Source organism: Acidimicrobiia bacterium (assembly GCA_040881685.1).
Classification (GTDB): Bacteria; Actinomycetota; Acidimicrobiia; order IMCC26256; family PALSA-555; genus SHVJ01.
The window spans coordinates 23,472-46,898 of sequence record JBBECS010000003.1 but is presented as its reverse complement, the minus strand read 5'-3'; the positions used below and the strand labels follow the sequence as shown (position 1 = coordinate 46,898).

Annotated in this window: 22 protein-coding genes; 20 read left to right on the top strand and 2 right to left on the bottom strand. The window is 67.9% G+C overall.

Translation table 11 applies throughout. From position 1 onward, the window contains the following. Window positions 1–90 precede the first annotated feature (90 nt). The 15 genes from hrcA (at window position 91) to WEE69_01310 (ending at window position 15,927) form a co-directional block, all read left to right on the top strand. Window positions 91–1,110: a heat-inducible transcriptional repressor HrcA gene (gene hrcA, locus WEE69_01380; GenBank protein MEX1143945.1), complete on the top strand. Its 1,020-nt coding sequence runs from the start codon at window positions 91–93 to the stop codon at window positions 1,108–1,110. After that, entirely contained in the window at window positions 1,107–2,210 is a 1,104-nt protein-coding gene (locus WEE69_01375) for a J domain-containing protein (protein MEX1143944.1), read from the top strand. Before hrcA ends, WEE69_01375 begins: the two co-directional genes overlap by 4 nt. An 8-nt stretch (window positions 2,211–2,218) precedes the next feature. Further along, the gene (locus tag WEE69_01370; GenBank protein MEX1143943.1) at window positions 2,219–2,989 is read left to right on the top strand and encodes an RsmE family RNA methyltransferase; all 771 of its coding nucleotides are present in this window, start codon (window positions 2,219–2,221) and stop codon (window positions 2,987–2,989) included. A gap of 61 nt (window positions 2,990–3,050) precedes the next feature. After that, a complete protein-coding gene (locus tag WEE69_01365; GenBank protein ID MEX1143942.1) occupies window positions 3,051–3,539 on the top strand; it encodes a transcriptional regulator in 489 nt (162 codons plus the stop codon). A gap of 259 nt (window positions 3,540–3,798) precedes the next feature. Beyond that, a complete protein-coding gene (locus WEE69_01360; protein ID MEX1143941.1) occupies window positions 3,799–6,009 on the top strand; it encodes an EAL domain-containing protein in 2,211 nt (736 codons plus the stop codon). Between the two features lie 97 nt (window positions 6,010–6,106). Beyond that, entirely contained in the window at window positions 6,107–7,015 is a 909-nt protein-coding gene (locus tag WEE69_01355) for a PhoH family protein (GenBank protein ID MEX1143940.1), read from the top strand. Next, window positions 7,012–7,554, top strand: coding sequence for an rRNA maturation RNase YbeY (gene ybeY / locus WEE69_01350; protein MEX1143939.1), 543 nt, complete (start codon window positions 7,012–7,014; stop codon window positions 7,552–7,554). The genes WEE69_01355 and ybeY overlap by 4 nt, the downstream gene beginning before the upstream one ends. After that, window positions 7,551–8,846: a hemolysin family protein gene (locus tag WEE69_01345; protein MEX1143938.1), complete on the top strand. Its 1,296-nt coding sequence runs from the start codon at window positions 7,551–7,553 to the stop codon at window positions 8,844–8,846. The genes ybeY and WEE69_01345 overlap by 4 nt, the downstream gene beginning before the upstream one ends. Then, on the top strand, window positions 8,843–9,763 hold the full coding sequence (gene era, locus WEE69_01340; GenBank protein MEX1143937.1) for a GTPase Era: 921 nt from the start codon (window positions 8,843–8,845) through the stop codon (window positions 9,761–9,763). The genes WEE69_01345 and era overlap by 4 nt, the downstream gene beginning before the upstream one ends. Window positions 9,764–9,960: 197 nt before the next feature. Further along, entirely contained in the window at window positions 9,961–11,154 is a 1,194-nt protein-coding gene (locus WEE69_01335; protein MEX1143936.1) for a cytochrome c oxidase subunit II, read from the top strand. A gap of 13 nt (window positions 11,155–11,167) precedes the next feature. Continuing rightward, the gene (ctaD, locus tag WEE69_01330; GenBank protein MEX1143935.1) at window positions 11,168–13,117 is read left to right on the top strand and encodes a cytochrome c oxidase subunit I; all 1,950 of its coding nucleotides are present in this window, start codon (window positions 11,168–11,170) and stop codon (window positions 13,115–13,117) included. Window positions 13,118–13,126: 9 nt separating this feature from the next. Continuing rightward, entirely contained in the window at window positions 13,127–13,783 is a 657-nt protein-coding gene (locus WEE69_01325; GenBank protein ID MEX1143934.1) for a cytochrome c oxidase subunit 3, read from the top strand. A gap of 125 nt (window positions 13,784–13,908) precedes the next feature. After that, entirely contained in the window at window positions 13,909–14,226 is a 318-nt protein-coding gene (locus WEE69_01320) for a cytochrome C oxidase subunit IV family protein (GenBank protein ID MEX1143933.1), read from the top strand. Between the two features lie 91 nt (window positions 14,227–14,317). Further along, the gene (locus WEE69_01315) at window positions 14,318–15,208 is read left to right on the top strand and encodes a cytochrome c oxidase assembly protein (GenBank protein MEX1143932.1); all 891 of its coding nucleotides are present in this window, start codon (window positions 14,318–14,320) and stop codon (window positions 15,206–15,208) included. Further along, window positions 15,205–15,927, top strand: coding sequence for a hypothetical protein (locus tag WEE69_01310; GenBank protein ID MEX1143931.1), 723 nt, complete (start codon window positions 15,205–15,207; stop codon window positions 15,925–15,927). Before WEE69_01315 ends, WEE69_01310 begins: the two co-directional genes overlap by 4 nt. Here the strand turns inward: WEE69_01310 and WEE69_01305 are convergent. After that, window positions 15,914–16,813, bottom strand: coding sequence for a diacylglycerol kinase family protein (locus tag WEE69_01305; protein ID MEX1143930.1), 900 nt, complete (start codon window positions 16,811–16,813; stop codon window positions 15,914–15,916). The genes WEE69_01310 and WEE69_01305 overlap by 14 nt on opposite strands. A 117-nt stretch (window positions 16,814–16,930) precedes the next feature. On the opposite strand from WEE69_01305, the gene WEE69_01300 reads away from it, so the two are divergent. Then, the gene (locus WEE69_01300) at window positions 16,931–17,671 is read left to right on the top strand and encodes an isoprenyl transferase (protein MEX1143929.1); all 741 of its coding nucleotides are present in this window, start codon (window positions 16,931–16,933) and stop codon (window positions 17,669–17,671) included. Window positions 17,672–17,677: 6 nt separating this feature from the next. On the opposite strand, the gene WEE69_01295 is transcribed toward WEE69_01300, so the two are convergent. Then, the gene (locus WEE69_01295) at window positions 17,678–18,478 is read right to left on the bottom strand and encodes a hypothetical protein (protein ID MEX1143928.1); all 801 of its coding nucleotides are present in this window, start codon (window positions 18,476–18,478) and stop codon (window positions 17,678–17,680) included. Window positions 18,479–18,556: 78 nt separating this feature from the next. On the opposite strand from WEE69_01295, the gene recO reads away from it, so the two are divergent. The 4 genes from recO to WEE69_01275 all read left to right on the top strand — a co-directional run. Further along, window positions 18,557–19,276: a DNA repair protein RecO gene (gene recO, locus WEE69_01290; GenBank protein ID MEX1143927.1), complete on the top strand. Its 720-nt coding sequence runs from the start codon at window positions 18,557–18,559 to the stop codon at window positions 19,274–19,276. Between the two features lie 63 nt (window positions 19,277–19,339). Continuing rightward, complete coding sequence (locus tag WEE69_01285; GenBank protein ID MEX1143926.1) at window positions 19,340–20,668, top strand: glycine--tRNA ligase; 1,329 nt, start codon at window positions 19,340–19,342, stop codon at window positions 20,666–20,668. Continuing rightward, a complete protein-coding gene (locus WEE69_01280) occupies window positions 20,665–21,759 on the top strand; it encodes an RDD family protein (GenBank protein ID MEX1143925.1) in 1,095 nt (364 codons plus the stop codon). The genes WEE69_01285 and WEE69_01280 overlap by 4 nt, the downstream gene beginning before the upstream one ends. A 65-nt stretch (window positions 21,760–21,824) precedes the next feature. Next, window positions 21,825–23,427: pyruvate, phosphate dikinase (locus WEE69_01275; protein MEX1143924.1), on the top strand; the 1,603-nt coding region annotated here is incomplete at its 3' end.

Below are 23,427 nucleotides of genomic sequence, written 5' to 3'. Positions count from 1 at the left end.
GGGGTCCGCGCGGACCCTGGGTTGGCACTCGATAACATCGAGTGCCAAGCACGCGCCCCCGTTCCAGCCCGGGGGCCAGCCGGAGCCCCCATGGAGCAACCAGAGCTCGACGAGCGCAAGGCCGCGATCCTCAAGGCCGTCGTCGAGGAGTACGTCGAGACGGCCCAGCCGGTCGGGTCCCAGACCATCGCCCAAGCGAGCGGCCTGGGCGTCTCGAGCGCGACGGTGCGCAACGAGATGACCGTCCTCGAGCGCGAGGGATACTTGCGCCAGCCGCACACGTCGGCCGGCCGGGTCCCCACCGACCAGGGCTATCGGTTCTTCGTGGACCGCTACGCGCCCACGGGCGGTCTACCGCCGGTGCAGCGACGTGTGGTCTCCGACTTCTTCGCGTCTGCGCATCAAGCGCTCGAGGATCTGCTGCACGAGACGAGCCAGCTGCTGTCGCGAGTGAGCCGTCACGCGGCGATGGTGATGGCGCCTGAGACCGACCGCGGGCTCGTCCGGAGCGTTCAGCTGGTCCCTCTGCAAGCCGGTGTGGTGCTGCTCGTGGCCGTGCTCTCGAACGGCTCGGTGGAGAAGCACGTGCTCCACCTCGACCGCGATCCCGATGACGGGCGCGTGAGCGCAGCCGGTGCCGCGCTCGACACTGCGCTGCGAGGACGCCCGTGGGGTTTGCTCCCCGACGCACCGGCGAGCGGCGACGCGGTCGTCGACGAGGTGATCACCGCCGGGCACCACGCGCTGGTCGGACTCGCGGCGGAGAGCGTGTCGGAGCCTCTGTACGTAGGTGGCGTGAGCCGGCTCGCCGCCGAGCACGAGGCGTTCGCCACGACCGAGAGCGCGGCCAGGCTCCTCGAGATGCTCGAGCACCAAGTCGTGGTGGTGTCACTCGTGCGTGAGCTGCTCGACCGCGGGCTCATGGTCAGCATCGGATCCGAGAACCGTCTCGACGAGCTGCGCGACTGCTCGATCGTGCTCGCTCCTTACGAGGCCGAGGGTGGCGGCGCCGGCATCGTCGGTGTGCTCGGTCCCACGCGCATGGACTACCGGCACGCGCTGGCCGCGGTCACGGCGGTGTCGCAGCAGCTCGGCCGGCACCTGTCGTGACCCGAGACCTGTACGAGGTCCTCGGCGTCAGTCGGTCCGCGACCGAGGACGATCTGAAGCGCGCCTTCCGCGACCTCGCGCGCAAGTACCACCCCGACAGCGGGCACAACGATCCCGAGGCCGAGGAGCGCTTCAAGGAGATCTCCCTTGCCTACGAGACGCTGCGCGACCCGGAGCGTCGACGGCGCTACGACCTCTTCGGCGAAGGCCAGGCGCGCGCGGGAACCCCTGGTGGTGACGCGTTCGGCTTCGGTGATCTCTTCGACGCGTTCTTCGGCGGCGACCCCTTCGGCTCACGTCGCGGCGCGGGCCCGAGCCGCGGTCCTGACGCGGAAGCGGTGGTGCAACTGACCCTCGAGCAGGCGGCCTTCGGCACCACCCACACGATCGAGGCCCGGCTCCCCGTCGGTTGCTCCCGCTGCGACGGGGCGGGCTGTGAGCCCGGCACGCACCCCACGAGATGCGACGCCTGCGGTGGCAGCGGCGAGGTTCGCCAGGTGCGACGCTCGATCCTGGGTCAGATCGTGACCGCAGCGCCGTGTGGGGTCTGTGCAGGGAACGGCCGTCGCATCCTGTCCCAGTGCCGTGACTGCCGCGGCGACGGTCGGGTGCAAGCGACCCGCACGATCGACGTCGAGGTTCCGGCCGGCGTCGACGATGGGCAGCGCTTGCGCCTCGCCGAGCGCGGGCCGGCCGCGCCGCGAGGTGGGTCACCCGGCGACCTCTACGTGACCGTGCGCGTCGCGCAGCATGCCGACTTCGAGCGGCAGGGCGACGACCTCATCTATGCGCACGGGCTCTCTGTCGCGCAAGCCGCGCTCGGAGCGCTCCTCGTCATCCCGACGCTCGAAGGTTCAACCGAGCTCACGATCCCGCCGGGCACGCAGCCGAGCCAGGTCTTCCGAGTGAAGGGTGCCGGCGTACCGTCGCTCCGGGGTCGTGGCCGCGGCGATCTGCTCGTGCGCGTGGAAGTGGTTGTGCCGTCGCGCCTCTCCGACGAGGAGGCCGCCCTGCTCCACCGCCTCGCAGAGCTGCGCGGCGAAGAGGTTGCTCCGCCGGAGAAGGGCGTTCGTTCGCGTTTCCGGTCCGCGTTCCGCTAACCACGAGCGTGTCGGCGTCGGTGGAGCCGGGCTGGGCGGCACGCGAGCTCGCCGCCGCGCACGTCGTGGTCGAAGGCCCACTCCTCGACCAGCTCACGATCACGGGAACCGACGGACACCACCTCGCGCGTGTGCGGAGGCTCCGTGTCGGCGAGCTTGTAACTGCGGCGGACGGCGCCGGACGCTGGCGCACCTACCGCGTCGAGCGCGTGAGCAGAGGATCGATGACGATCGGCGCGGACGGAGCGCCGCGGATGGAACCGTGCCTCGAGCCGTCGCTCGCCGTCGCGTTCGCGTTGACGAAGAGCGACAAGCCGGAGACGGTCGTTGCCCGTCTCACCGAGCTCGGCGTCGACCGGATCGCCCCCGTGATCGCGCGGCGATCGATCGTGCGATGGGACGATGCCCGCGCCCGCGCCGCAGCCGAGCGATTTCGGGTCGCCGCGCACGAAGCGGCGATGCAGTCGCGGCGGGCGCGCGTGCCGGTGGTCGAGCCGGTCGCCGACATCGGCACGTTGGCCGGTCGCCCCGGTCTCGTCGTGGCCGACCCCGAGGGTGGTCCGCCCGACGCTCTGCCCCATCCCGGCCCCGGCGGGTGGCTGCTGGTCGTCGGACCGGAAGGAGGCCTGGACGAAGCCGAGCTCGGGGCGTTCGGACCCGTTCTCCGGCTGGGGGTCGGGCCCCATGTGCTGCGGGCCGAGACCGCCGCCGTGGCCGCCGCGGCGGCCCTCACGGGCCTGCGCCGGGCCATCCCCAGGGAGGGGGGCCACGGAGGGTGAGCATTGGACGGGGTTCTTTGGTACGCTCCGCGCGGGGTTCGACGGTTGGGGGTACAGCAGCGTGAAGAGTACTAGCGCCCATATTGGGGAGCGCTTGCGGGCAATCCGGCGCCAACAGGGGTTGTCCTTGCACGACGTGGAGGCCCGGTCGGGGCAGGAGTTCAAGGCGTCCGTGCTGGGGGCCTACGAGCGGGGGGAGCGCGCTTTGTCCGTGGGCCGGCTCATGCGATTGGCCCAGCTCTACGACGTGCCGGCCGATCAGCTGCTGCCCAAGGACGGGGCCGAGGTCGAGATCGACCTGACCCGCATCGACACCTCGATGGCGTCCACGATGACCCTCGATCTGGTGCGCCTGAACCAGCTCGAGCACCCCGACGCTGCGGTGCTCTCCCGATATGCGGCGACGATCCAACGCCAGCGGGAGGACTTCAACGGTCGGATGCTGACCATCCGCCGCGACGACCTGCGTGTGCTGGCGGCCGTGCTCGGCCGCAAGCCCGAGGAGTTCGGGGCCCACCTGCTCCAGCTGGGCCTCAGGGTGGGTTCCTAGCCCGACCCCGAGGGCCAATATCCCACGCTCGGCGTCAAGTTAGGCCACTCTCCGCGAAAAATTGGGTTGAGGGTTTGCCCAGGCGCGCCGAAGATCTGGGGGATACGAGCGCTCGCCTCGATCTGACGTGAGTCTGCTAGAGGCGGCCACGACACCGACTCGGTGCCGTCTCGGGGTCCCAGACACCGCCCTCAACGCTCCATGTCAGAAGGAAGCGTTGGACATCCACCGACTGACGAAGCACCGGGATCACCGAACGATGCGTGGGTCGCGCACTGCGCTCAGCACGCAGTACCGCGACGTGACGTTCAGGAGCCTGGCCGAGAGCGAGTCTGCGTTGCGCGCGCTGGACGAGCGCGCGAGCGACATGATCTATCGGTTCCGCTTCCTGCCCGAGCCTGGGTTCGATTACGTCAGTGGCGCAGTCTTCGCGATCACGGGCTGGACGGCCGAGGACTTCTATTCGGACACCGCGCTGATGTTCGAAATGCTCCATCCCGAAGACCGACGCTCGGCTGCAACCATGATGCGCAGCCCGACGGACGAGAACCATCGGCTGCGCCTTCGACTCCGACACCGGGATGGCCATTGGGTGTGGACGGAGCACTACACCGTTCCGGTCGTTGATGAGCACAGAGTCCTCGTGGCGGCTGAAGTGATCGCACGCGACATCTCGGACCAGGTCCGCATCGAGGATGAGCTGAGGGAGAGCGAGCGGACTGCCAACGCGGTGCTCGAATCGATCCCGGGGCCAACGGCCGTGCTCGACGCGGCCGGGGTCATCTCGATGGTGAATGCCGCCTGGGACGAATACATGCTCGCGAGCGGCGCGGCGGCCGGTCGGTACGCGGTCGGGACTGACTACCTAGCGGCGTGCGATGAAGCGGCGCGTGCTGGTGTCGAGGGCTCTGCGGAAGTGGCCGCGGGGGTTCGTGCGGTGCTCGCCGGAACGCACGATGGGTATCAGCTCGCGTACCCAGCCTCGGGCCGAAACGAAGACCGTTGGTTCGCGATGGATGTCTTGCCGATGCGGACCGAGGCAGGGGGTGCAGTCGTACTGCATTCCGACATCACGGAGCGGAAACGTTACGAGGAGCAGCTACGTCATCAGGCGCTCCACGACTCACTGACGGGGCTTCCCAATCGGGCGCTGCTCAATGACCGGCTGGAAGGAGCGCTCGGGCGCGCCAGGCGCGATGGCAACGAGGTCGCCGTGCTGTTGTTGGACGTCGACGGCTTCAAGGTGGTGAACGACGCGTACGGGCACGCCGTCGGCGACGAGCTGCTCGTCGCATTGGCCGGTCGTCTCCGGACCCTGGTTCGACCCGGCGACACGGTGGCGCGACTCGGTGGCGATGAATTCGTGGTGCTCTGCGAAGCACTTGGAGATCCCGCCGAAGTTGCGGTGGTGGCAAAACGGATGGTCACCGGCCTCGCAGTGCCGCTGCACCAGGGCGATGGGAGTGAGCTGAGCATCACGGTGAGCATCGGAGTCGCCGTCGGCCGCGGAGAGACCCGCGGTCACGGGCTCCTGCACGATGCCGACGCGGCGATGTACCACGCGAAGGAGAACGGCCGGAACCGCTTCGAGCTGTTCGACGCCCGTCTCGCAGGGAGAGCGCACGCACGCCTCACGATCGAGGAGACACTTGAGCGTGCGATCGTGAACGGCGAGTTTCGAGTGTTCTACCAGCCGATCATCGAGATCGACTCCGGCGTGTGTGTGGGCATGGAAGCGCTGCTCCGGTGGGAGCACCCCGAGCGTGGCTTGCTCGCGCCCGAGGAGTTCCTGAGCATGGCCGAGGAAACTGGTCTGATCGTTCCGATCGGCGCCTGGGTCCTTCAGGAGTCGTGCCGACAGCGCCGACGGTGGCAGCAATCACATCCTGCGTTGGGCTCGCTTCCGATCTCGGTCAACGTGGCGACGCAGCAGATGCAACGGCCGGACTTCGCGCACGAGGTTGCGCAAGCCATCGATGCTGCAGGCATTTCACCGCGCGAGATCGTGTTGGAGCTGACCGAGCGCAGCCTCATGGACGCAACAGTCGTTCCCACCGCACTCGAGCTTCACGGCATCGGCGTGCGCCTCGCGGTCGACGATTTCGGCATCGGATATTCGTCGCTGACCTACCTCAAGACGCTTCCCGTCGACCAAGTCAAGATCGACCAATCATTCGTAAACGGCCTCGGCCGCGATGCTGTAGACGGAGCGATCGTGACGGCTGTCATCACCATGACTCGCGCTCTCGGGATCGTCGCGATTGCGGAGGGCGTCGAGACCGAGCAACAGCGCGACGAGCTCGTCGTCTTGGGGTGCGGGCACGCTCAGGGTTTTCTCTACGCGCATCCGGCTCCGCCGGAGGAGATCGAGTTGCTCCTCGAGCGGCCGGTTGGGGACCCGGCGAGTGCCAGATCCTCAGCCGTGTTGGTTCGGCAAGTGAGCCCGGCGCCCTCTTCAGCAGCGTCTTGAGGCGGCCGCAGGCGCCAAGAGCGGGGATTACGCTTCGCGCGACGTGTCAGTGCCGTCGTCGACCCAGCTGAAGGTCCTGGTTCCTGGCAACCACCTCATGGTGGACCTGCTGGGCCAACGCGACGAGTTGCTCAAGATCGTCGAGGCCGCGTTTCCGGTGACGATCCACGTACGGGGCAACGAGATCACCGTCACGGGCGAGCCCGACGACGCCGAGCGCGTCGGGCGGCTGTTCGAGGAGCTGGTGCTGCTGCTCGAGCGCGGTCAGACGTTCGACCGAGACGGGCTCGGGCGCACCATCGAGATGCTCAAGGCCGATCAGCGCCCGTCCGAGGTGCTCGCGACCGAGGTGCTGAAGGGTCGCAAGCCGATCCGCCCGAAGACCGCAGGCCAGAAGCGCTACGTCGACGCCGTGCAGGCGAACACGGTCACATTTGCAATCGGGCCCGCGGGAACGGGCAAGAGCTACCTCGCGGTCGCGCTCGGGGTGCAAGCGCTCCAAGCCAAGGAAGTTCGGCGCATCATCCTCACGCGTCCAGCCGTGGAAGCCGGGGAGCGTCTCGGGTTCCTCCCGGGCGACGTGCTCGCCAAGGTCGACCCGTACCTCCGCCCGCTGTACGACGCGCTCTACGACATGTTGGACCCGGAGGTGGTCGCGCGCCTGATGGATCGCGGCACGATCGAGGTCGCGCCTCTCGCCTTCATGCGCGGGCGCACGCTCAATGACTCGTTCATCATCCTCGACGAGGCGCAGAACACCACGCCCGAGCAGATGAAGATGTTCCTCACCCGCCTGGGGTTCGGCTCTCGCATCGTCGTCACCGGCGACGTGACCCAGATCGACCTCCCCGAAGGGCGCGACCGTTCGGGCCTCCTCGCGGTCCGTGACATCCTCCACGACATCGACGGTCTGAGTTTCGTCGAGCTCGACCGCGGCGACGTCGTCCGCCACCGCATCGTGCAGCACATCGTCCACGCGTACGAGCGCGCGACCGAGCCGACGTGATCCCGGCTGCCGCGGCCCCGGTCTTCGGTGCAGACGAACAGGACGACGTACCGGTCGACGTGCTCCGGTTCGTGCGCCTCGCTCAGCTCGTGCTGCGCGAGGAACGCTCGTCGAGCGATGCCGAGCTCTCGGTGATCTTCGTCGACGAACAGGCCATCTCTGATCTCAACGAGCGCTTCCTGGATGTGCGCGGCCCCACCGACGTGCTCGCGTTCCCGCTGGACGACGAAGTCACCCCCGGCGGGCGACAGCCCGACGAGGGCGGTCGCGGGCCTGGTGCACCGCCGGACGGCACGGACCTGCCGACGATGCTCGGCGACGTCGTCGTGTGCCCGGCGGTGGCCAAGCGTCAAGCCGAGCAACACGGTCGACCCGTCGATGCAGAGCTCGAGCTCCTGGTGGTGCACGGCGTGTTGCACCTGCTGGACTACGACCACGCGGAACCGGCCGAGGCGGAGCGGATGCGCCGCCGTGAGCGCGAGCTTCTCGACCGGTTCGCGGCAACCGACCACGCCGACGGGGAAGACTCGCCTCGATGACAGGCGCCGACTGGCTGATCCTCCTCGCGGTGGTCGTGCTGTTCATGTTCTCGGTGTTCCTCGCGATCGCCGAGACGGCGTTCGTGAGGGTGAACCGCATCCGTGCGATCACGCTGGCCGAGGAAGGTCGCAAGGGTGCGGCGCGGCTGGCCGAGATGCTCGAGCGACCAGAGCAGACGCTGAATGCCGTCTTGCTGCTCGTGCTCGTCTCGCAGCTGACGAGCGCCTCGCTGCTCGGCATCCTGCTCGACCGCCAAGCCGGACCCTGGGGCGTCGCGATCGGCCTCGTGCTCCAGATCGTGGTGTTCTTCGTGATTGGTGAGGTCGCGCCCAAGACGTACGCGGTCCAGCACACCGACCGGGCCGCGTTGCTCGTCTCGGGGTTCCTGTACGCGCTCACCAGGTTCCCTCCGATGCGGTCTCTGTCCCGCGGCCTCATCGGGCTCGCCAACGTGTTGCTGCCCGGGCGGGGTCTCAAAGCCGGCCCGTTCGTGACGGAAGAGGATCTGCGCGCGATGGCCGACGTCGCCGCGGATGAGCAGGCGATCGAAGGTGAGGAACGTCGCCTCATCCACTCGATCTTCGAGTTCGGCGACTCGGTGGTGCGCGAGGTGATGAAGCCGAGACCCGACATGATCGCGATCTCGGCCGATGCGAGCGTCGAAGAAGCTATCGAGCGCGCGATCGAGGGCGGCTTCTCGCGCATCCCGGCATACGAGGACACCACGGACAACATCGTGGGGCTCGTCTACCTGAAGGACCTCGTGCACCGCGCTCGGAGCGGAGGAGGAAAGGAACCGGTACGAGGGTCGCTGCGTCAAGCGGTGTTCGTGCCCGAGACGAAGCGCCTGACGGAGCTCCTGCGGGACATGCAGAGCCGCCAGTTCCACATGGCGATCGTCGTCGACGAGCACGGCGGGACCGCCGGGCTCGTGACCCTGGAGGACCTGCTCGAAGAGATCGTCGGTGAGATCACGGACGAGTACGACGTCGAAGAGCCTGGCGTCGAGCGGTTCGCCGACGGCGCGCTGCGCGTGCCCGGAAGCATGCCGATCCACGACCTGTCCGAGGAGCTCGGCACCGAGCTGCCCGACGGAGAGTGGGACACGGTGGGCGGCCTCGTCCTGAACCTCATGGGTCGTGTTCCCGATCCAGGGGAGGCCGTGCGATTCCAGGGCTTCGAGTTCAAGACCGAGCGGGTGCAGGGCCGACGCATCGCGTCGGTGCGGGTCACACCGACCGCGCGTCCCGAGCCCGACGTGGAGCGAGTCGACGCCGCGCCACCGTCGTGAACGCGTCGCCATCCCTCGGCTTCCGGTCGGGCTTCGTGACCGTCGTCGGACGGCCGAACGTCGGCAAGTCCACGCTCGTGAACCAGCTGGTCGGCTCAAAGGTGGCGATCACGTCGTCCCGACCCCAGACCACCCGCACGACGATCCGCGGCGTGCGCAACACTCCGGCCCACCAGCTGGTGCTCCTCGACACGCCCGGCCTGCACCGTCCGCGCACCGCGCTCGGGGAGCGAACCAACGAGCGCGCGAGGGCCACGCTGGGAGAGGTGGACGTGATCTGTGTCGTCATCGAAGCGACCGAGCCGATCGGGCGCGGCGATCGATTCGTGAGCGAGCTCGCGCAGGAAGCCACGACGCCGGCGGTGCTCGTGGTGAACAAGGTCGACGCGGCCCCCAAGGCTGAGGTGGCCGAGCACCTGGCGCTCGCGGCGGAGAAGCTCGGCGACTTCGAGGCGTACGTCCCGGTGTCGGCGCTCACCGGCGACGGCGTCGACGTGCTCGCCGCCGAGCTGGAGTCCCGACTCCCCGAGGGGCCGCGGTACTACCCCGAGGGCATGATCACCGACCAACCCGAGCTGTTCCTCGCGGCGGAGCTGCTCCGCGAGCAGCTGCTGCGGGTCACCCACGACGAGGTCCCGCACTCGATCACGGTCGAGGTGGAGCCGCTCGATGACGACGGTGACGACCGCCACCATCCAGACGACGTGCTGCGGCTCCACGCAATCGTGCGGGTGGAGCGTGATTCCCAGAAGGGGATCGTGATCGGGCGCGGCGGCGCGCTCCTCAAGGAGGCGGCGACCGCGGCCCGTCGGGAGCTCGAGACCCTCCTCGGGACCCGGGTCTACCTGGAGACGACCGTCCGGGTGGAGCGCGACTGGCAGCGTCGTCCCCACCTCCTCGACCGCCTCGGCTATTAACGCCAGCCGCCAGAGCGAGCGGCCGCGGCGCACGCATCGGGCGCCGCAGCGAGTGGTCGCCGAGGTGGAGAGGAGCGGCCCGCCGCACGGCGCCGAGAGCGGGAGGTGAGTTGCCGATTCGCGAGGAGGCGGCGGTAGAGTGCCGACGCGCTCGGGAGTCGGGCGCATTCGGCCAAGGTTCACCGACACCGGGGAAGATGAGGCTGCAGCGCACGCGCCGGGGGCTCCACAAGCGATGGTGGATCCCGACGCTCGCGACCCTCGCGTTGGTGTTGAGCGCGTGCTCGACCGAAACCGGTCCGCGCAACCGCCAGAACGCGCTGCGCCCGAAGGGCCGCTACGCCGAAGAGATCGACAACCTCTTCACTCCGGTGTTCTTCGCGTCGGTCGTAGTCGGCGTGATCATCATCGGCCTGACCATCTTCGTGGCCCTGCACTACCGCCAGCGCCCCGGCCAGGACGTCCGCCCGAAGCAGACCCACGGCAGCACGCCGCTCGAGATCGGGTGGACGATCCTCCCCGCCGTGATCCTGCTCGCGGTCGCTGTCCCCACCGTGAGCACGATCTTCAGCCTCGACGAGGAGCCCAAGAATCCGGTCGAGATCACCGCCGTGGGCAAGCAGTGGTGGTGGCAGTTCGACTATCCCAAGGACGCCAACGGCAAGGCCGTCGTCACCGCCAACGAGATGCACATCCCGACGGGCCGCGACGTGCTCATGACCCTCGAGGCCTGCGACGAGTCGCTCCCGGGCGGCGCGGCACGTGGGGACGGCACGACCGGGCCCGGCTGCAACGTGCTGCACAGCTTCTGGGTGCCCGGTCTGGCTGGCAAGCGCGACGTCGTCCCCGGGCGTCGGAACCAGCTCAAGCTGCGCGCCGACGAGCCTGGCGTGTTCTTGGGTCAATGCGCCGAGTACTGCGGGCTCTCGCACGCCAACATGCGGTTCCGCGTGATCGCCGAGAACCCCTCCGACTACGAGGCCTGGCTCGAGGGCCAGCGCGAGGGACCGGCGGTGGAGCTCGCCGACGCCGGCGCGGTGGAGGAGCTGTTCGGCGCGAAGTTCGCGTGCAGCAACTGCCACAGCCCGAGCGACTCGAGTGTGAGCTCGTATGGGCCGAACTTGACGCACCTCGCCAGTCGCACGACGTTCGCCAGCGGTTATTTCGAGCTGACTCGGGAGAAGCTCATCGAGTGGTTGCTCGACGCGCCGTCGCTCGTCCCGATGCAGTCGGAGGAGTGCCGTCTCGGTCCACCCGGTACGGAGGGAGTCATCTGCGTCGGCATGCCCTCCTTCACGCAGAACACGCCCGACGGCGACACCAAGAAGTTCCCCACGATGACCCGGCGCGAAGCCGAGATCCTCGCCGACTATCTACTCTCGTTGACTTGATGAGGGCTGACCCATGACCACGGTCTCGGGTGCTGTCACCGCGCCGCGCAGGGCGCTCCTCCTTCGCCGTCCGACGAAGACGACGGGCGCCTTCAGCTGGTTGACCACGATCGACCACAAGCGCATCGGAATCATGTACTGCTCCTTGTCGCTGCTCTCCTTCCTCGTGGGTGGGCTCGAAGCGCTGCTGATCAGGCTCCAGCTCGCCGGGCCGAACGGAACGGTCGTCTCGGCCGCGCAGTACAACGAGCTGTTCACCATGCACGGCACCACGATGGTGTTCCTCATGGGCATGCCGATGGCGGTCGGCATCGCCAACTACTTCGTCCCGATCATGATCGGAGCTCGCGACGTCGCGTTCCCGCGGCTGAACGCGTTCGGCTTCTACGTTGTCGCCGTCGGCGCGATCTTCCTCTATTCGAGCTGGATCCCGGGCATCAACGGCGTTCCGAACGGCGGGTGGTTCGGCTACACGCCCTTGACCGACACCCCGATCAGCGCCGGGTTCCTTCCGGGCCGCGGTCCCGACTTCTGGTCCATCGGCCTGATCATGCTCGGCATCGGGTCGACGACATCGGCGATCAACTTCATCGTGACGATCCTGAACCTGCGCGCGCCAGGTATGACGCTCATGCGCATGCCGGTGTTCGTGTGGATGATGCTGGTCGTCGCGTTCCTCACGCTTTTCGCCATGCCGATCATCACCGTCGCGCTGATCATGGTCTTCTTCGACCGCAACTACGGCACGTTGTTCTTCCAACCTGCCGCTGGTGGCGATCCGTTGCTGTACCAACACCTGTTCTGGCTCTTCGGCCATCCCGAGGTGTACATCCTCATCTTGCCCGGCATGGGCATCGTGTCGGAGATCCTGCCGGTGTTCTCGCGCAAGCCGCTGTTCGGCTACGCCGTGGTGGTGTTCTCGGGGATCGCGATCGGCTTCCTCGGCTGGGGTGTGTGGGCGCACCACATGTTCGCGACCGGGCTCAGTCCGGTGGCCATCTCCGCGTTCGCGGTCTCCACCATGCTGATCGCGGTTCCGACCGGCGTGAAGATCTTCAACTGGCTCTCCACGGTGTGGCGCGGCGCTGTTCGGCTCACGACGGCGATGCTCTTCGCGCTCGGGTTCATCGCGATGTTCACCATCGGTGGTCTGTCGGGAGTGCTCCATTCGGTCGTGCCCTCCGACACGCAGCAGACCGACACGTACTTCGTGGTCGCGCACTTCCACTACGTGCTGTTCGGCGGTCTGATGCTCGCGGTGTTCGGCGGCTTTTACTACTGGTTGCCGAAGGTGTTCGGCCGCATGTTGGACGAGCGGCTCGGGAAGTGGAACTTCTGGACGATGCTCATCGGGTTCAACCTCACGTTCTTCCCGATGCACTTCGTCGGCCTGTACGGGATGCCCCGTCGCACGTATCGCTATGACGAGGGCCTCGGCTGGGACGTGTGGAACCAGATCGAGACGGTGGGAGCGTTCATCATCGGCGTCTCCACATTGATCTTCCTCGCCAACGTGATCGTGTCGATCAAGTTCAAGCGCGGTGCGGTCGCGGGCAACGACCCATGGGACGGGCGCACGCTCGAGTGGACCACCGCGTCACCACCTCCCGCGTACAACTTCGCCGACGTCCCCGAGGTCGAGGCGCGGGACGAGTTCTGGCACCACAAGTACACCGAGGACGACGAGGGTCGACTCATGCCGCTGCCGAGTGGAGGTGCCGACGCGGCGCCGGCGGAGGAGAAGCACGGCCACGGCATCCACATGCCGTCTCCGTCGATCTACCCGCTGGTGATGGCCCTCGGGCTGCTGCCGCTCGGGTACGCCGCGGTGTACCACAGCTTCGCCTGGCTCGGCCTCGGCGTCCTCGTCCTGCTCTTCGGGATGTACGCGTGGGCGATCGAGCCCGCCACCGAGCCCGAGCCCGAGACCGTCACCGGGCGCACGCCCGAGCCGGTGCACTGAGGGGTCACGATGGCGACGATCGAGCAGACGACCGAGATCGGGGCGCCGGCGAACCGCGGGGGGTCCGCGGGGCACGACGCGCACGCCACGGCAACCGGCGTCACCAACAAGAAGCTCGGGATGTGGCTGTTCCTCGCGTCGGATTGCTTGTTCTTCGGCGCCTTCATCGCCACGTACCTGCTGTACCGCGGCCGCGACACCGTCGGGCCCGGCCCCAGGCTGCTCTTCGACATCCCGTTCACGTCGGCGACGTCGTTCATCCTGCTGATGAGCAGTCTCACGATGGTCCTCGCGTTGGCGGCCATCCAGCGGGGTGACGAGCGGCGGCTGCGCATCTGGCTGCTCGCGACGGCCCTGCTCGGGGCCACGTTCATCGCGGGTCAGGTGTTCGAGTTCACCGAGTTCAACCGCGAGGGACTCGCCCTCGACACCAACCTCTTCGGGTCCACGTTCTTCATCCTCACGGGATTCCACGGCGCGCACGTGACCGCCGGGATCATCTGGCTCATGTCGCTGTGGGGGATGGCCTCACAGGGCCGGCTGAAGCAGCCCGACTCCGAGAAGATCGAGATCGCCGGCCTGTACTGGCACTTCGTCGACGTCGTGTGGATCGTGATCTTCACCGTCATCTACCTCGTGCCGCAGCCAGGGAACCCGGGCGGATGAGCACCGACACGCCAGCTGAGCTCGCCGAGGGGAGCGACGGCGGCCCAGACTCCGCGCCACAGCGACCCGGTCGCCCAGGTGAAGTGGAGCGGCCCGGCCCGCAGGGCCGAGAGCGGGGAGCCGGTGTGACCGAGCACGCACCCGGGCTGCTGCCCGGCGAGGTGCGGCCGCACCCGTCGCCGGTCCAGTACGTGCTCATCGCGGTGATCCTGTGCGTTGTCACTGCGCTCGAGATCGCGGTCTCGTACACCGAGGGCGACATCCCCGACTCGCTGATCGTGGTCCTCCTGCTCGGCATGGCGGTCCTCAAGTTCGCGCTCGTGGCCGCGTGGTTCATGCACCTGCGTACCGACCTGCCGATCTTCCGGCGCTTCTTCGTCCTGGGGATCGTGGCCGCGATCATCCTCTATCTGATCGCGCTCGCGACCCTTAACGTGTTCTAGCTATGAGGCGAACGACGGTGCCGCAGGTACCCTGCGGCACAGAGAGCCGGGGCCCGAGCGGCCCGGCCCACAGGGCCGAGAGCGGGAATTGATGCTCATGGCGCACGGTGCGGGCAACATCGCAGACTGGCACGCACATCCTGATGTCTGGCTCCTGATCGCAGTTCTGGCCGGCGGCTACTGGCTCCTCGTGCAGCGCGTGGGTCCTCGCTTCGCTGCACCCGGCGAGTCCCCGGTGACGCGCTTCCAGGCGATCTGCTTCGGGCTCGGTATTGCCGCGGTGTGGCTCGCGTCCGACTGGCCGATCCACGACGTGGCCGAAGGCTCCATGTACAGCGTGCACATGGTGCAGCACCTCTTGATCTCGATGGTCGCGACGCCGCTACTCCTGCTCGGCACCCCGGGCTGGCTCGCGCGCTGGCTGCTGCGGCCGCCGAGCGCGCTCTTCCGCGTCGTGCGCACCCTCACGCGGTTCGTCCCCGCGCTCATCGTCTTCAACGTGGTGCTCGTGTTCACGCACTGGCCATCGCTCGTGAACGAGAGCCTGGCGTCGCACCCGCTGCACTTCGCGGTGCACGTGTTGATCTTCGGGTCGTCGTTGATCGTGTGGATACCGGTGCTCAGCCCGCTGCCCGAGATCCCGCGACTCGCCGCTCCGACTCGCGCCGCATTCCTGTTCCTCCAGTCCATCGTGCCGACCGTCCCCGCGTCGTTCCTCACGTTCGGCGAGCACCCGCTGTACCGCTTCTACGAAGGGTTGCCCCACCTCTGGGGCCTCTCGACGCTGCACGACCAGCAGGTCGCTGGCCTCATCATGAAGATCGGTGCCGGGACCCTGTTGTGGCTGTTGATCGCCGTAATCTTCTTCCGTTGGGCCGCCGACGAGGACCGGCGGGGCCAACCGCAAAGGATCCGGCGGGAGCTCGAGCGTGAGCTCGAGCAGATCCGGGCCGAGGGTGCCGACCAGAGTGTGAGGCCATGACGACGACCGAGACCGACGCCCCACCGGAGGAGCCGGGCGAGCAGCCGCCGGCCGATCCGTCGGCGGCTGGTGGTTCCGGCGACGGATCGCCTCCCGAGCTCGAGGCTCCCTCGCCGGCCCGCAACGAACCGCTGTGGACGCGCGGCATCCTCCCGCTCGCGTTGCCGATCCTCGCTGCCGTCGCCATGGCGGTCTGGGTGATCAACCTCTCCCGTGCGTTCCTCGTCGGCGGGAAAGAGGGTGCGCTCGTCATCGTGATGGTGGTGACGCTGACGATCATGGCGGGCGCGTCGCTCATGTCCGCCGCGAGCCGCATTCGCACCGGCACGAGCGTCATGCTCGTCGCTGCGCTGTTGATGACCATCGTCACCGCCGGGATCATCACGCTCGGCCCGAGCGAGGACCACGGCGAAGGTGAGGTCGCGAGCTACCAGGAGCCCAAGGGCAAGCCCGTGGCCGAGCTCGCCGTCGTTGCGCTGGCCTCGATCAAGTTCGACAAGGACGCGTACACGGTGACACCAGCCGGCATCACCGAGGTCGTGTACTCGGGTGCACCGGGTCACACGCTCCTCATCGAAGATCAAAAGTTCGCGGGATTCATCCTCACGTCGGACAGGCCGGATTCGCTCAAGGCTGAGCTCGACCCCGGGGAGTACACGATCTACTGCAACGTCCCCGGCCATCGGTCCACGATGCACGCCGCCGTCACCGTCGAATGAGCGCTGAGGTCTCGGGCACGAGCACCTGAAGCGCGCCGGGTACAGCCTCGAGCCGCGCCGGGAGCGGACCGACCCGCTCTCCGCTCGCCCAGAGCTCCAAACCGTGCTGCCCGGCGTCGGATGCCGTGATCTCCACCGACGATCCGCGGAGCGTCGTCACACTGTCCAGCGCGGTGTGCGTGCCCTTGAACACGCGGGGGAACCGCCGGAGGAACTCCGCTGTGGATCCGTCACCGACGATGCAGACGTCGAGCAGTCCGTCGTCGATCTCCGCGCCGGGGGTGATCATCATTCCGCCCGCATACCACCGGGTGTTGCCCACCGCGACGAGCCACGCCGGGCCTTCCCACGTCGTGTCGTCGACGCGCAGGCACATCGGGCGCGGCCGGTAGGTCACCGCCGTGCGTAACAGCGCGAGCACGTACAGGGTCGTGCCGGTCGCCCAGCGCACATCGTTCGCCCAGCGGTTGGCCTCGGCATCGAATCCGGCGTTGGCCACCGTCGTGAACATCTCGGCGGTGCCGTCGCTCGCTTCGGCCCGGCCCAGGTCCATGCGCCCGATGCGGCCTGCGTCGAGCAATGCCACGGCGTCGATGGCCTGACGCGGATCGAGCCCCAGCTGGCGGGCGAGGTCGTTGCCGGCACCGGTGGGCACGATTGCGATCGGTCCGCCTTCATCGGCCGCGACCCCCGCGAGCGCGCTGACGGTCCCGTCACCACCGCACGCGACCACACCCTCACCGCGGAGAAACGCGTCACGCGCCACGCGCCGACCATCATCGACGTCCATCGAGACGTGCACGGCAACTGCGTGCTCCTCGAGCGCGTGACGCAACGTAGGGAGCATTCTTCGCGTGCGTCCGCGTCCTGCCACTGGGTTCACCACCGCGGTCCAGCGCACGGCGCCGGATCGTATCGGCCCCCTCCGGGTGCGTCCCTCACCCGGCTATTCCGGGCTCAGGGACGCACGTCCGGAGTGTTGACCGGGCGGTAGCGTGCGCGCGTGGTCCCCGCAGCGCATGAGCTCGACCCGGCGCGGGTTCCACGACACGTCGCGATCGTCATGGACGGCAACGGGCGTTGGGCCAAGCGTCGCGGACTCAAGCGCACCGAAGGTCACGCAGCCGGTGAGGAAGCGCTGTTCGACACGGTAGAAGGCGCACTCGACATCGGCTTGAAGTGGATGACGGTGTTCGCGTTCTCCACGGAGAACTGGCGGCGTCCGCTCGACGAGGTTCGCTTCCTCATGCGGTTCAACGAGTCGCTCTTGCTCCGCCGGCGTGATGACCTCAACCAACGTGGCGTGCGCGTGCGCTTCATCGGCCGGCGCACTGGGCGGGTGCCGCGACGGGTGTTGCGCCACATCGAGGACACCGAGGAGCTGACGCGCCGGAACCGACGATTGACGCTCACTTTCGCGTTCAACTACGGCGGGCGGGCCGAGCTCGTCGACGCAGTCCGCACGATCGCCGCCGAGGCTCGTGCCCGGCGCCTCCAGCCGGACAAGATCGACGAGCGCACGATCGCCCGTCACCTGTATGCGGCCGACATGCCCGATCCCGATCTCCTGGTGCGCACATCGGGGGAGTACCGCATCTCGAACTACTTGCTGTGGCAGCTCGCATACTCGGAGCTGGTCTTCACCGACACACTGTGGCCCGACTTTCGCCGCGGCGACCTGTTCGAAGCGGTCGGCGAGTACCAGCGCCGCGAGCGACGGTTCGGCGCGATCGACTCCGACTGAGGTCGCTCAGCCGAATTCGGAGCCCGTGACGCCGTCGATCACTGGCCGGTCGCCGAGGGGCTGACGAAGGGTTACCTTCAGCGTTCGGAACGCCCCGATGTCGGGGCAGGCGATCGGTTCTTTCGGCGGTGCTGTGTGACGCAGGCGGCGGATGGTGATAACCACGCCGAATGACTCCTCGCCGACGCGGGCTCGGTAGCCCTCCCAGCACGCGCTCGACTTCGGTGCCTTCGGCGCGCCGACGAAGTCGACGACAACGGTCCGCGGCGAGTCACCCAAGCGGGCGTCGTCGATGCGCACGAGCCCCGACACGACCACATCGTCGGCGGGCTCGGCCCGCGGCTCTCGGGCGCGCGCGCCCTTCACGTCGAGCGGACCGTCGTCGGTGCTGCGCGTGCCGTTGCACAGCGAGGCCGCCAGCTGACCTGGCCCGGGTTGGCTCTCCTCGGGGAAGACCCCGTCCAACCAGGCGAACACCAGGTACTCGTGTCCCTCAGCAACCTCGAGTCCGCAACTCGCGCCGCTGCTCGGGCTCACGACCTCTTGGCGCTGTGCGACCTTGCCCTTGAACACTTCGCTGACAGAGAAGGTCCAGGTCGCGGGGTCGATGCTCGAGATCGTCGCTCCGCTGCTCTCGACCGTGTGGCCGGTGACACGGCCCACGAAGACCGCATCGGCTTGGCCAAAGGCCTGGGGATCCGTCTGGGCAACGCAGGAGCAGGCGTGGGCCGATCGGACGGCGGGGCCCACGACGAGCGTCGTCAACACCAAGGTCAGCGCGGCAAGCAGGGTCAGCGAGCGTCTCATCTGGGTCCGACGCTACGGCGGCCGGCTCGGTTCCCAGGGCACCGGCGGGGATCACAAGTGCGTAGTTACACTCCTGTGATGCCCGGCCTGTATCGCGATCAAGGCGTCGTGCTCCGCACGATCAAGCTCGGCGAGGCCGACAGCATCGTCAGCCTCATGACCCAGGGCAACGGCAAGGTCCGCGCTGTGGCCAAGGGCATCCGCCGGCCGGGGAGTCGCTTCGGTGCACGGCTCGAGCCCACGAGTCACGTGGCGTTCCAGTGCTACCGAGGGCGCGAGCTCGACGTGGTCACGCAGGTCGAGACGATCGACGCGAACCGTCAGCTGCGAGACACCTACGCGGGCCTCACGCACGCCATCTCCATGCTCGAGGCCGTCGACCAGGTTGCGCAGGAGCGGGAGCGCAACGTCGCGCTCTACCGGATGCTGGCGGGCGCGTTGCGCACACTTGCCACCCGGCCGTCGCCGATGGTGAGCGCGGCCTTCTTCTGGAAGCTGCTCTCGCTCGAGGGCTTCCACCCCGAGCTCGGCACCTGCGCGCGCTGCGGCGCGCCCGACCCCTTCGTCGCCTTCGACCTCCAGGAGGGCGGTGTGCTGTGCGAGCCCTGCGGTCGCCACGGTGGGCGCCGCATCACCCCCGAGGCGCTCGACGTCGTGGGCCGCGTCGTGGGCGGCGGACTCAACGGCGTCCTCTCCTCGCCGCCACCCCCGCCGCTACTCCACGAAGTCGAGCGGCTCGCGATCGCGGCCCTCGAGCACCAATCCGAACGAAGACTCAAGAGCGCGGCCCTTCTTTAGCGTCGACCGCGTACTTGACGAGCGGGGGCCCCGCGCAGCCTCCCGATACGATCGGCGGTTCCTATGGCGAAGCCGGACTTGATGGAGCGCGTGGTCAACCTGTGCAAGCGGCGTGGCTTCGTGTTCCCGTCGAGCGAGATCTACGGCGGGTTCCGGTCCACCTGGGACTACGGGCCGCTGGGTGTGCTCCTCAAGCGCAACGTGAAGGACGCGTGGTGGCGCTCCATGGTGCAGCTACGTGACGACATCGTCGGGATCGATGCCGCCATCCTCATGGCGCCGAAGGTCTGGGAGGCCAGCGGCCACCTGGCGACGTTCACCGATCCGCTGGTGGACTGCCGGAACTGCAAGGAGCGCTTCCGCGCCGATCATCTCCCGGCGTCGGGCGCGTGCCCGAACTGCGGAGCGAAAGACTCGTTCACCGAGGCGCGCCAGTTCCACCTCATGTTCAAGACATTCGTCGGCCCGGTGGAGGACGACGCGTCGGTCGCCTACCTGCGGCCGGAGACGGCGCAGGGGATCTTCGTCAACTTTTCGAACGTCCAGACGACCACGCGCAAGAAGCCGCCGTTCGGCGTCGCGCAGATCGGCAAGTCGTTCCGCAACGAGATCACGCCAGGAAACTTCATCTTCCGTACGCGCGAGTTCGAGCAGATGGAGATGGAGTTCTTCGTGCCGCCGGAAGACTCAGAGCGCTGGTACGAGCACTGGTGCCAGGAGCGGCTGCGCTGGTTCGTGGACCTCGGCATCCCCGAAGCGAAGCTCCGGCTCCGCCCGCACGACGCCGAGGAGCTCTCGCACTATTCGACCGGCACGTCCGACGTCGAGTTCGAGTACCCGTGGGGCTGGGGCGAGCTCGAAGGCGTCGCCAACCGGGGAGACTTCGACCTCACGCAGCACGCCAAGTTCTCGGGCGAGGATCTCACGTACTTCGATCAGGAGAACGACCGCCGCTACGTGCCGCATGTGATCGAGCCCGCGCTCGGCGCCGACCGGGCGCTGCTGGCCTTCCTGCTGGCCGCCTACGACGAAGACGAGGCGCCGAACGACTCGGGCAAGCTCGAGAAGCGCACGGTGCTGCACTTCGACCCGCGCTTGGCGCCGATCAAGGTTGCGGTGCTCCCGCTCTCCAAGCAGGAGAAGCTCGTGCGGGTCGCCGACGAGGTCGCGGCGATGTTGCGGCCGCACTTCATGATCGACGTCGATACGGCGGGCTCGATCGGGCGCCGCTACCGTCGTCAGGACGAGATCGGCACGCCGGCCTGCGTGACGATCGACTTCGAGAGCCTCGATGACCGAGCGGTCACCGTCCGTGACCGGGACACGATGAAGCAGGACCGTGTGCCGATGGACGGCCTCATCTCGTACCTACAGGAGCGCATACCGACGTGAGCGAAGACCTGACCCATTACGACGTGCTCGGTGTCGAGCCGTCCACCGACAAGGACGCGATCAAGTCGGCGTATCAAGAGCGGTTGAACGAGGTGCAGGCCGACGCGCAGCGCGAGCAGGCAACGAAGAAGCCCGACCAGGGCTCGATCGACGGGTACCGTCGCGAGGAGGCGAGCATCCGCAACGCGTGGCAGGTGTTGAGCGATCCCTACCAGCGCGGTCGGTACGACGCGACGATCGAGATGGGTGGGGGCGGAGCTGCGGACGCGCTCGACACCGACGCAGATGACGACGCACCGGTCGCTCGCGCACCCGGGCGCGGGGGTCGAGAACGTCGACCCCCGCCGGAGCGTCCGCCGGGCTTGTTCTCGACGGAGCCGCTGCCGACGCCGGCCTCGTGGCCGCCCGGACTGCGGCCACCGCCGCCGCGGGCGAGGGTCCTCGCGCTGACGATCGACATGTTCGTGCTGATGGTCCTCTTCATCGCGCTCAGCGTCGCGCGCACGGTCGCACTCGACGAGATCTATCCCAAGGAGAGCAAGCAGCTCGACCAGGTGGCCAAGCAGTTGGACCGTCTCGACGTGCGCCAGCAGAACGCTCAGGATCGCGTCGATTCCGCCCAGGACCGCTTGGATGCGGCGCGGGAGAACGGCAACGAAGCGAAGGCCGCCGACGCCCGTCAGGATCGCAACACGGCCCAGGACGCGGTCGACCGGCTCGAGAAGCAGATCGAGCGTGCCGACAAGCGCTACGACAACCTACAGAGCGACGTGCAACCGGTGCTCCTCGGTGGATATCTGTTCATCCTCGGGGTGATGCTGCTCTACCTCGTGCCGTCGAGCGTCATCTCCGGGCGCACGCTCGGGAAGAAGCTCATGCAGATCCGGGCTGTGAACGCCGACGGTTCGCGCCTGCGACTGCGCGGCGCGATGTTGCGCTACGGCCTGCCGCTGATCGTCGTCCTCATGCTCCAGCAGCTCGGTCCGATTGCCTTCGGCTTGGTGTTGTTCGCGATCCTGAGCTGGCCGCGCAACCCGAACCTGCAAGGTATGCACGACCGCATGGCGCGCACGATCGTGGTCGACGGCTGATCCGTGGTTCGGATCGAGCCACGGTTAGTAATCTCGACGATTCCCAAGCAGTCGGGAGTCGCGGCGTGAAATACGTCTCTGCCTTCGAGGAAGGCTCCAAGGAGCAGAAGTTCCTGCTCGGGGGCAAGGGCGCCAACCTCGCCGAGATGACCAAGCTCGGCCTGCCCGTACCTCCTGGCTTCACGATCAGCACCGACGCTTGCAAGGCCTACATGAGCGCGGGTGACGCGCTCCCCGACGGGCTGATGGGCGAGGTCGCCGCGGCTCGCGAGACGCTCGAGTCGAAGATGGGCAAGGGCCTTGGCGACGAAGCTGACCCGCTGCTCGTGTCAGTGCGATCGGGTGCAGCCTTCTCGATGCCCGGGATGATGGACACGGTCTTGAACCTCGGGCTCAACGACACGTCGGTGGCCGGCGTCGCGAAGCAGACGTCGAACGAGCGGTTCGCGTTCGACTCCTATCGTCGGTTTGTCCAGATGTTCGGCAAGATCGTCCTTGACATCGACGGTGAGCGGTTCGAGAAGGCGCTGGAGGAGCTGCGGCACGAGCGCGGCGTGGAGACCGACCCTGAGCTGTCCGCCGACGACCTCCGAGGCTTGGTCGAGACGTTCAAGGGCATCGTGCAGGCCGAAGCCGGCATCGAGTTCCCACAAGACCCCACCGCGCAGCTCCAGTACGCGATCGAGGCCGTGTTCAAGTCATGGAACGGTGAGCGCGCCAAGGTCTACCGCCGGATGGAAAGCATCCCCGACGACCTCGGTACGGCGGTGAACGTCCAGACGATGGTGTTCGGGAACAAGGGCGACGACTCCGGCACCGGAGTCGCGTTCACCCGCGACCCCGCGACGGGCGAGTCCCGCGGGTACGGCGACTTCCTTCGCAACGCACAGGGCGAGGACGTGGTGGCCGGCATCCGGGCCACGGAGCATCTCGACGCCATGGCGAACCACTTCCCGGAGTGCCATCAGCAGCTCCTCGGCGTGATGGACACCCTCGAGAAGCACTACCGCGACATGTGCGACATCGAGTTCACGATCGAGCAGGGTCGGCTCTTCATCCTCCAGACCCGTGTCGGCAAGCGCACGGCGGTGGCGGCGCTGCGTATGGCCGTCGAGATGGAGTCCGAGGGGATGATCGACAAGCGCCAGGCGGTGCTGCGCGTTCAACCGGACCAGCTGGACCAGTTGCTCCACCCCCAGTTCGATCCCAAGGCGAAGTACGCCGCGATCGCGAAGGGGCTCAATGCCTCACCGGGTGCCGCCGTCGGGAAGGTCTACTTCACCGCTGACGACGCCGAAGCGCATCACGAGGCCGGGGAGGCCGTGATCCTCGTTCGCCCCGAGACATCGCCCGATGATCTGCACGGCATGATCGCCGCGGAGGGAATTCTCACGTCGCGCGGTGGGCTCGTGAGCCACGCGGCGGTTGTTGCGCGCGGCATGGGCACGCCTGCCGTGTGCGGTGCGAACGAGCTCGAAATCGACGTTGCGGGCAAGGTGTTCACGGTCGGCACCGCGACGACGGTGCGCGAGGGCGACGTCATCTCGATCAACGGCAACACCGGCGAGGTCGTGGTCGGGGCCGTACCCGTGATCACGCCGGAGCCCAGCGGACCCTTCGACACGATCCTCGGGTGGGCCGACGAGTTTCGCCGGCTGCGGGTGCGTA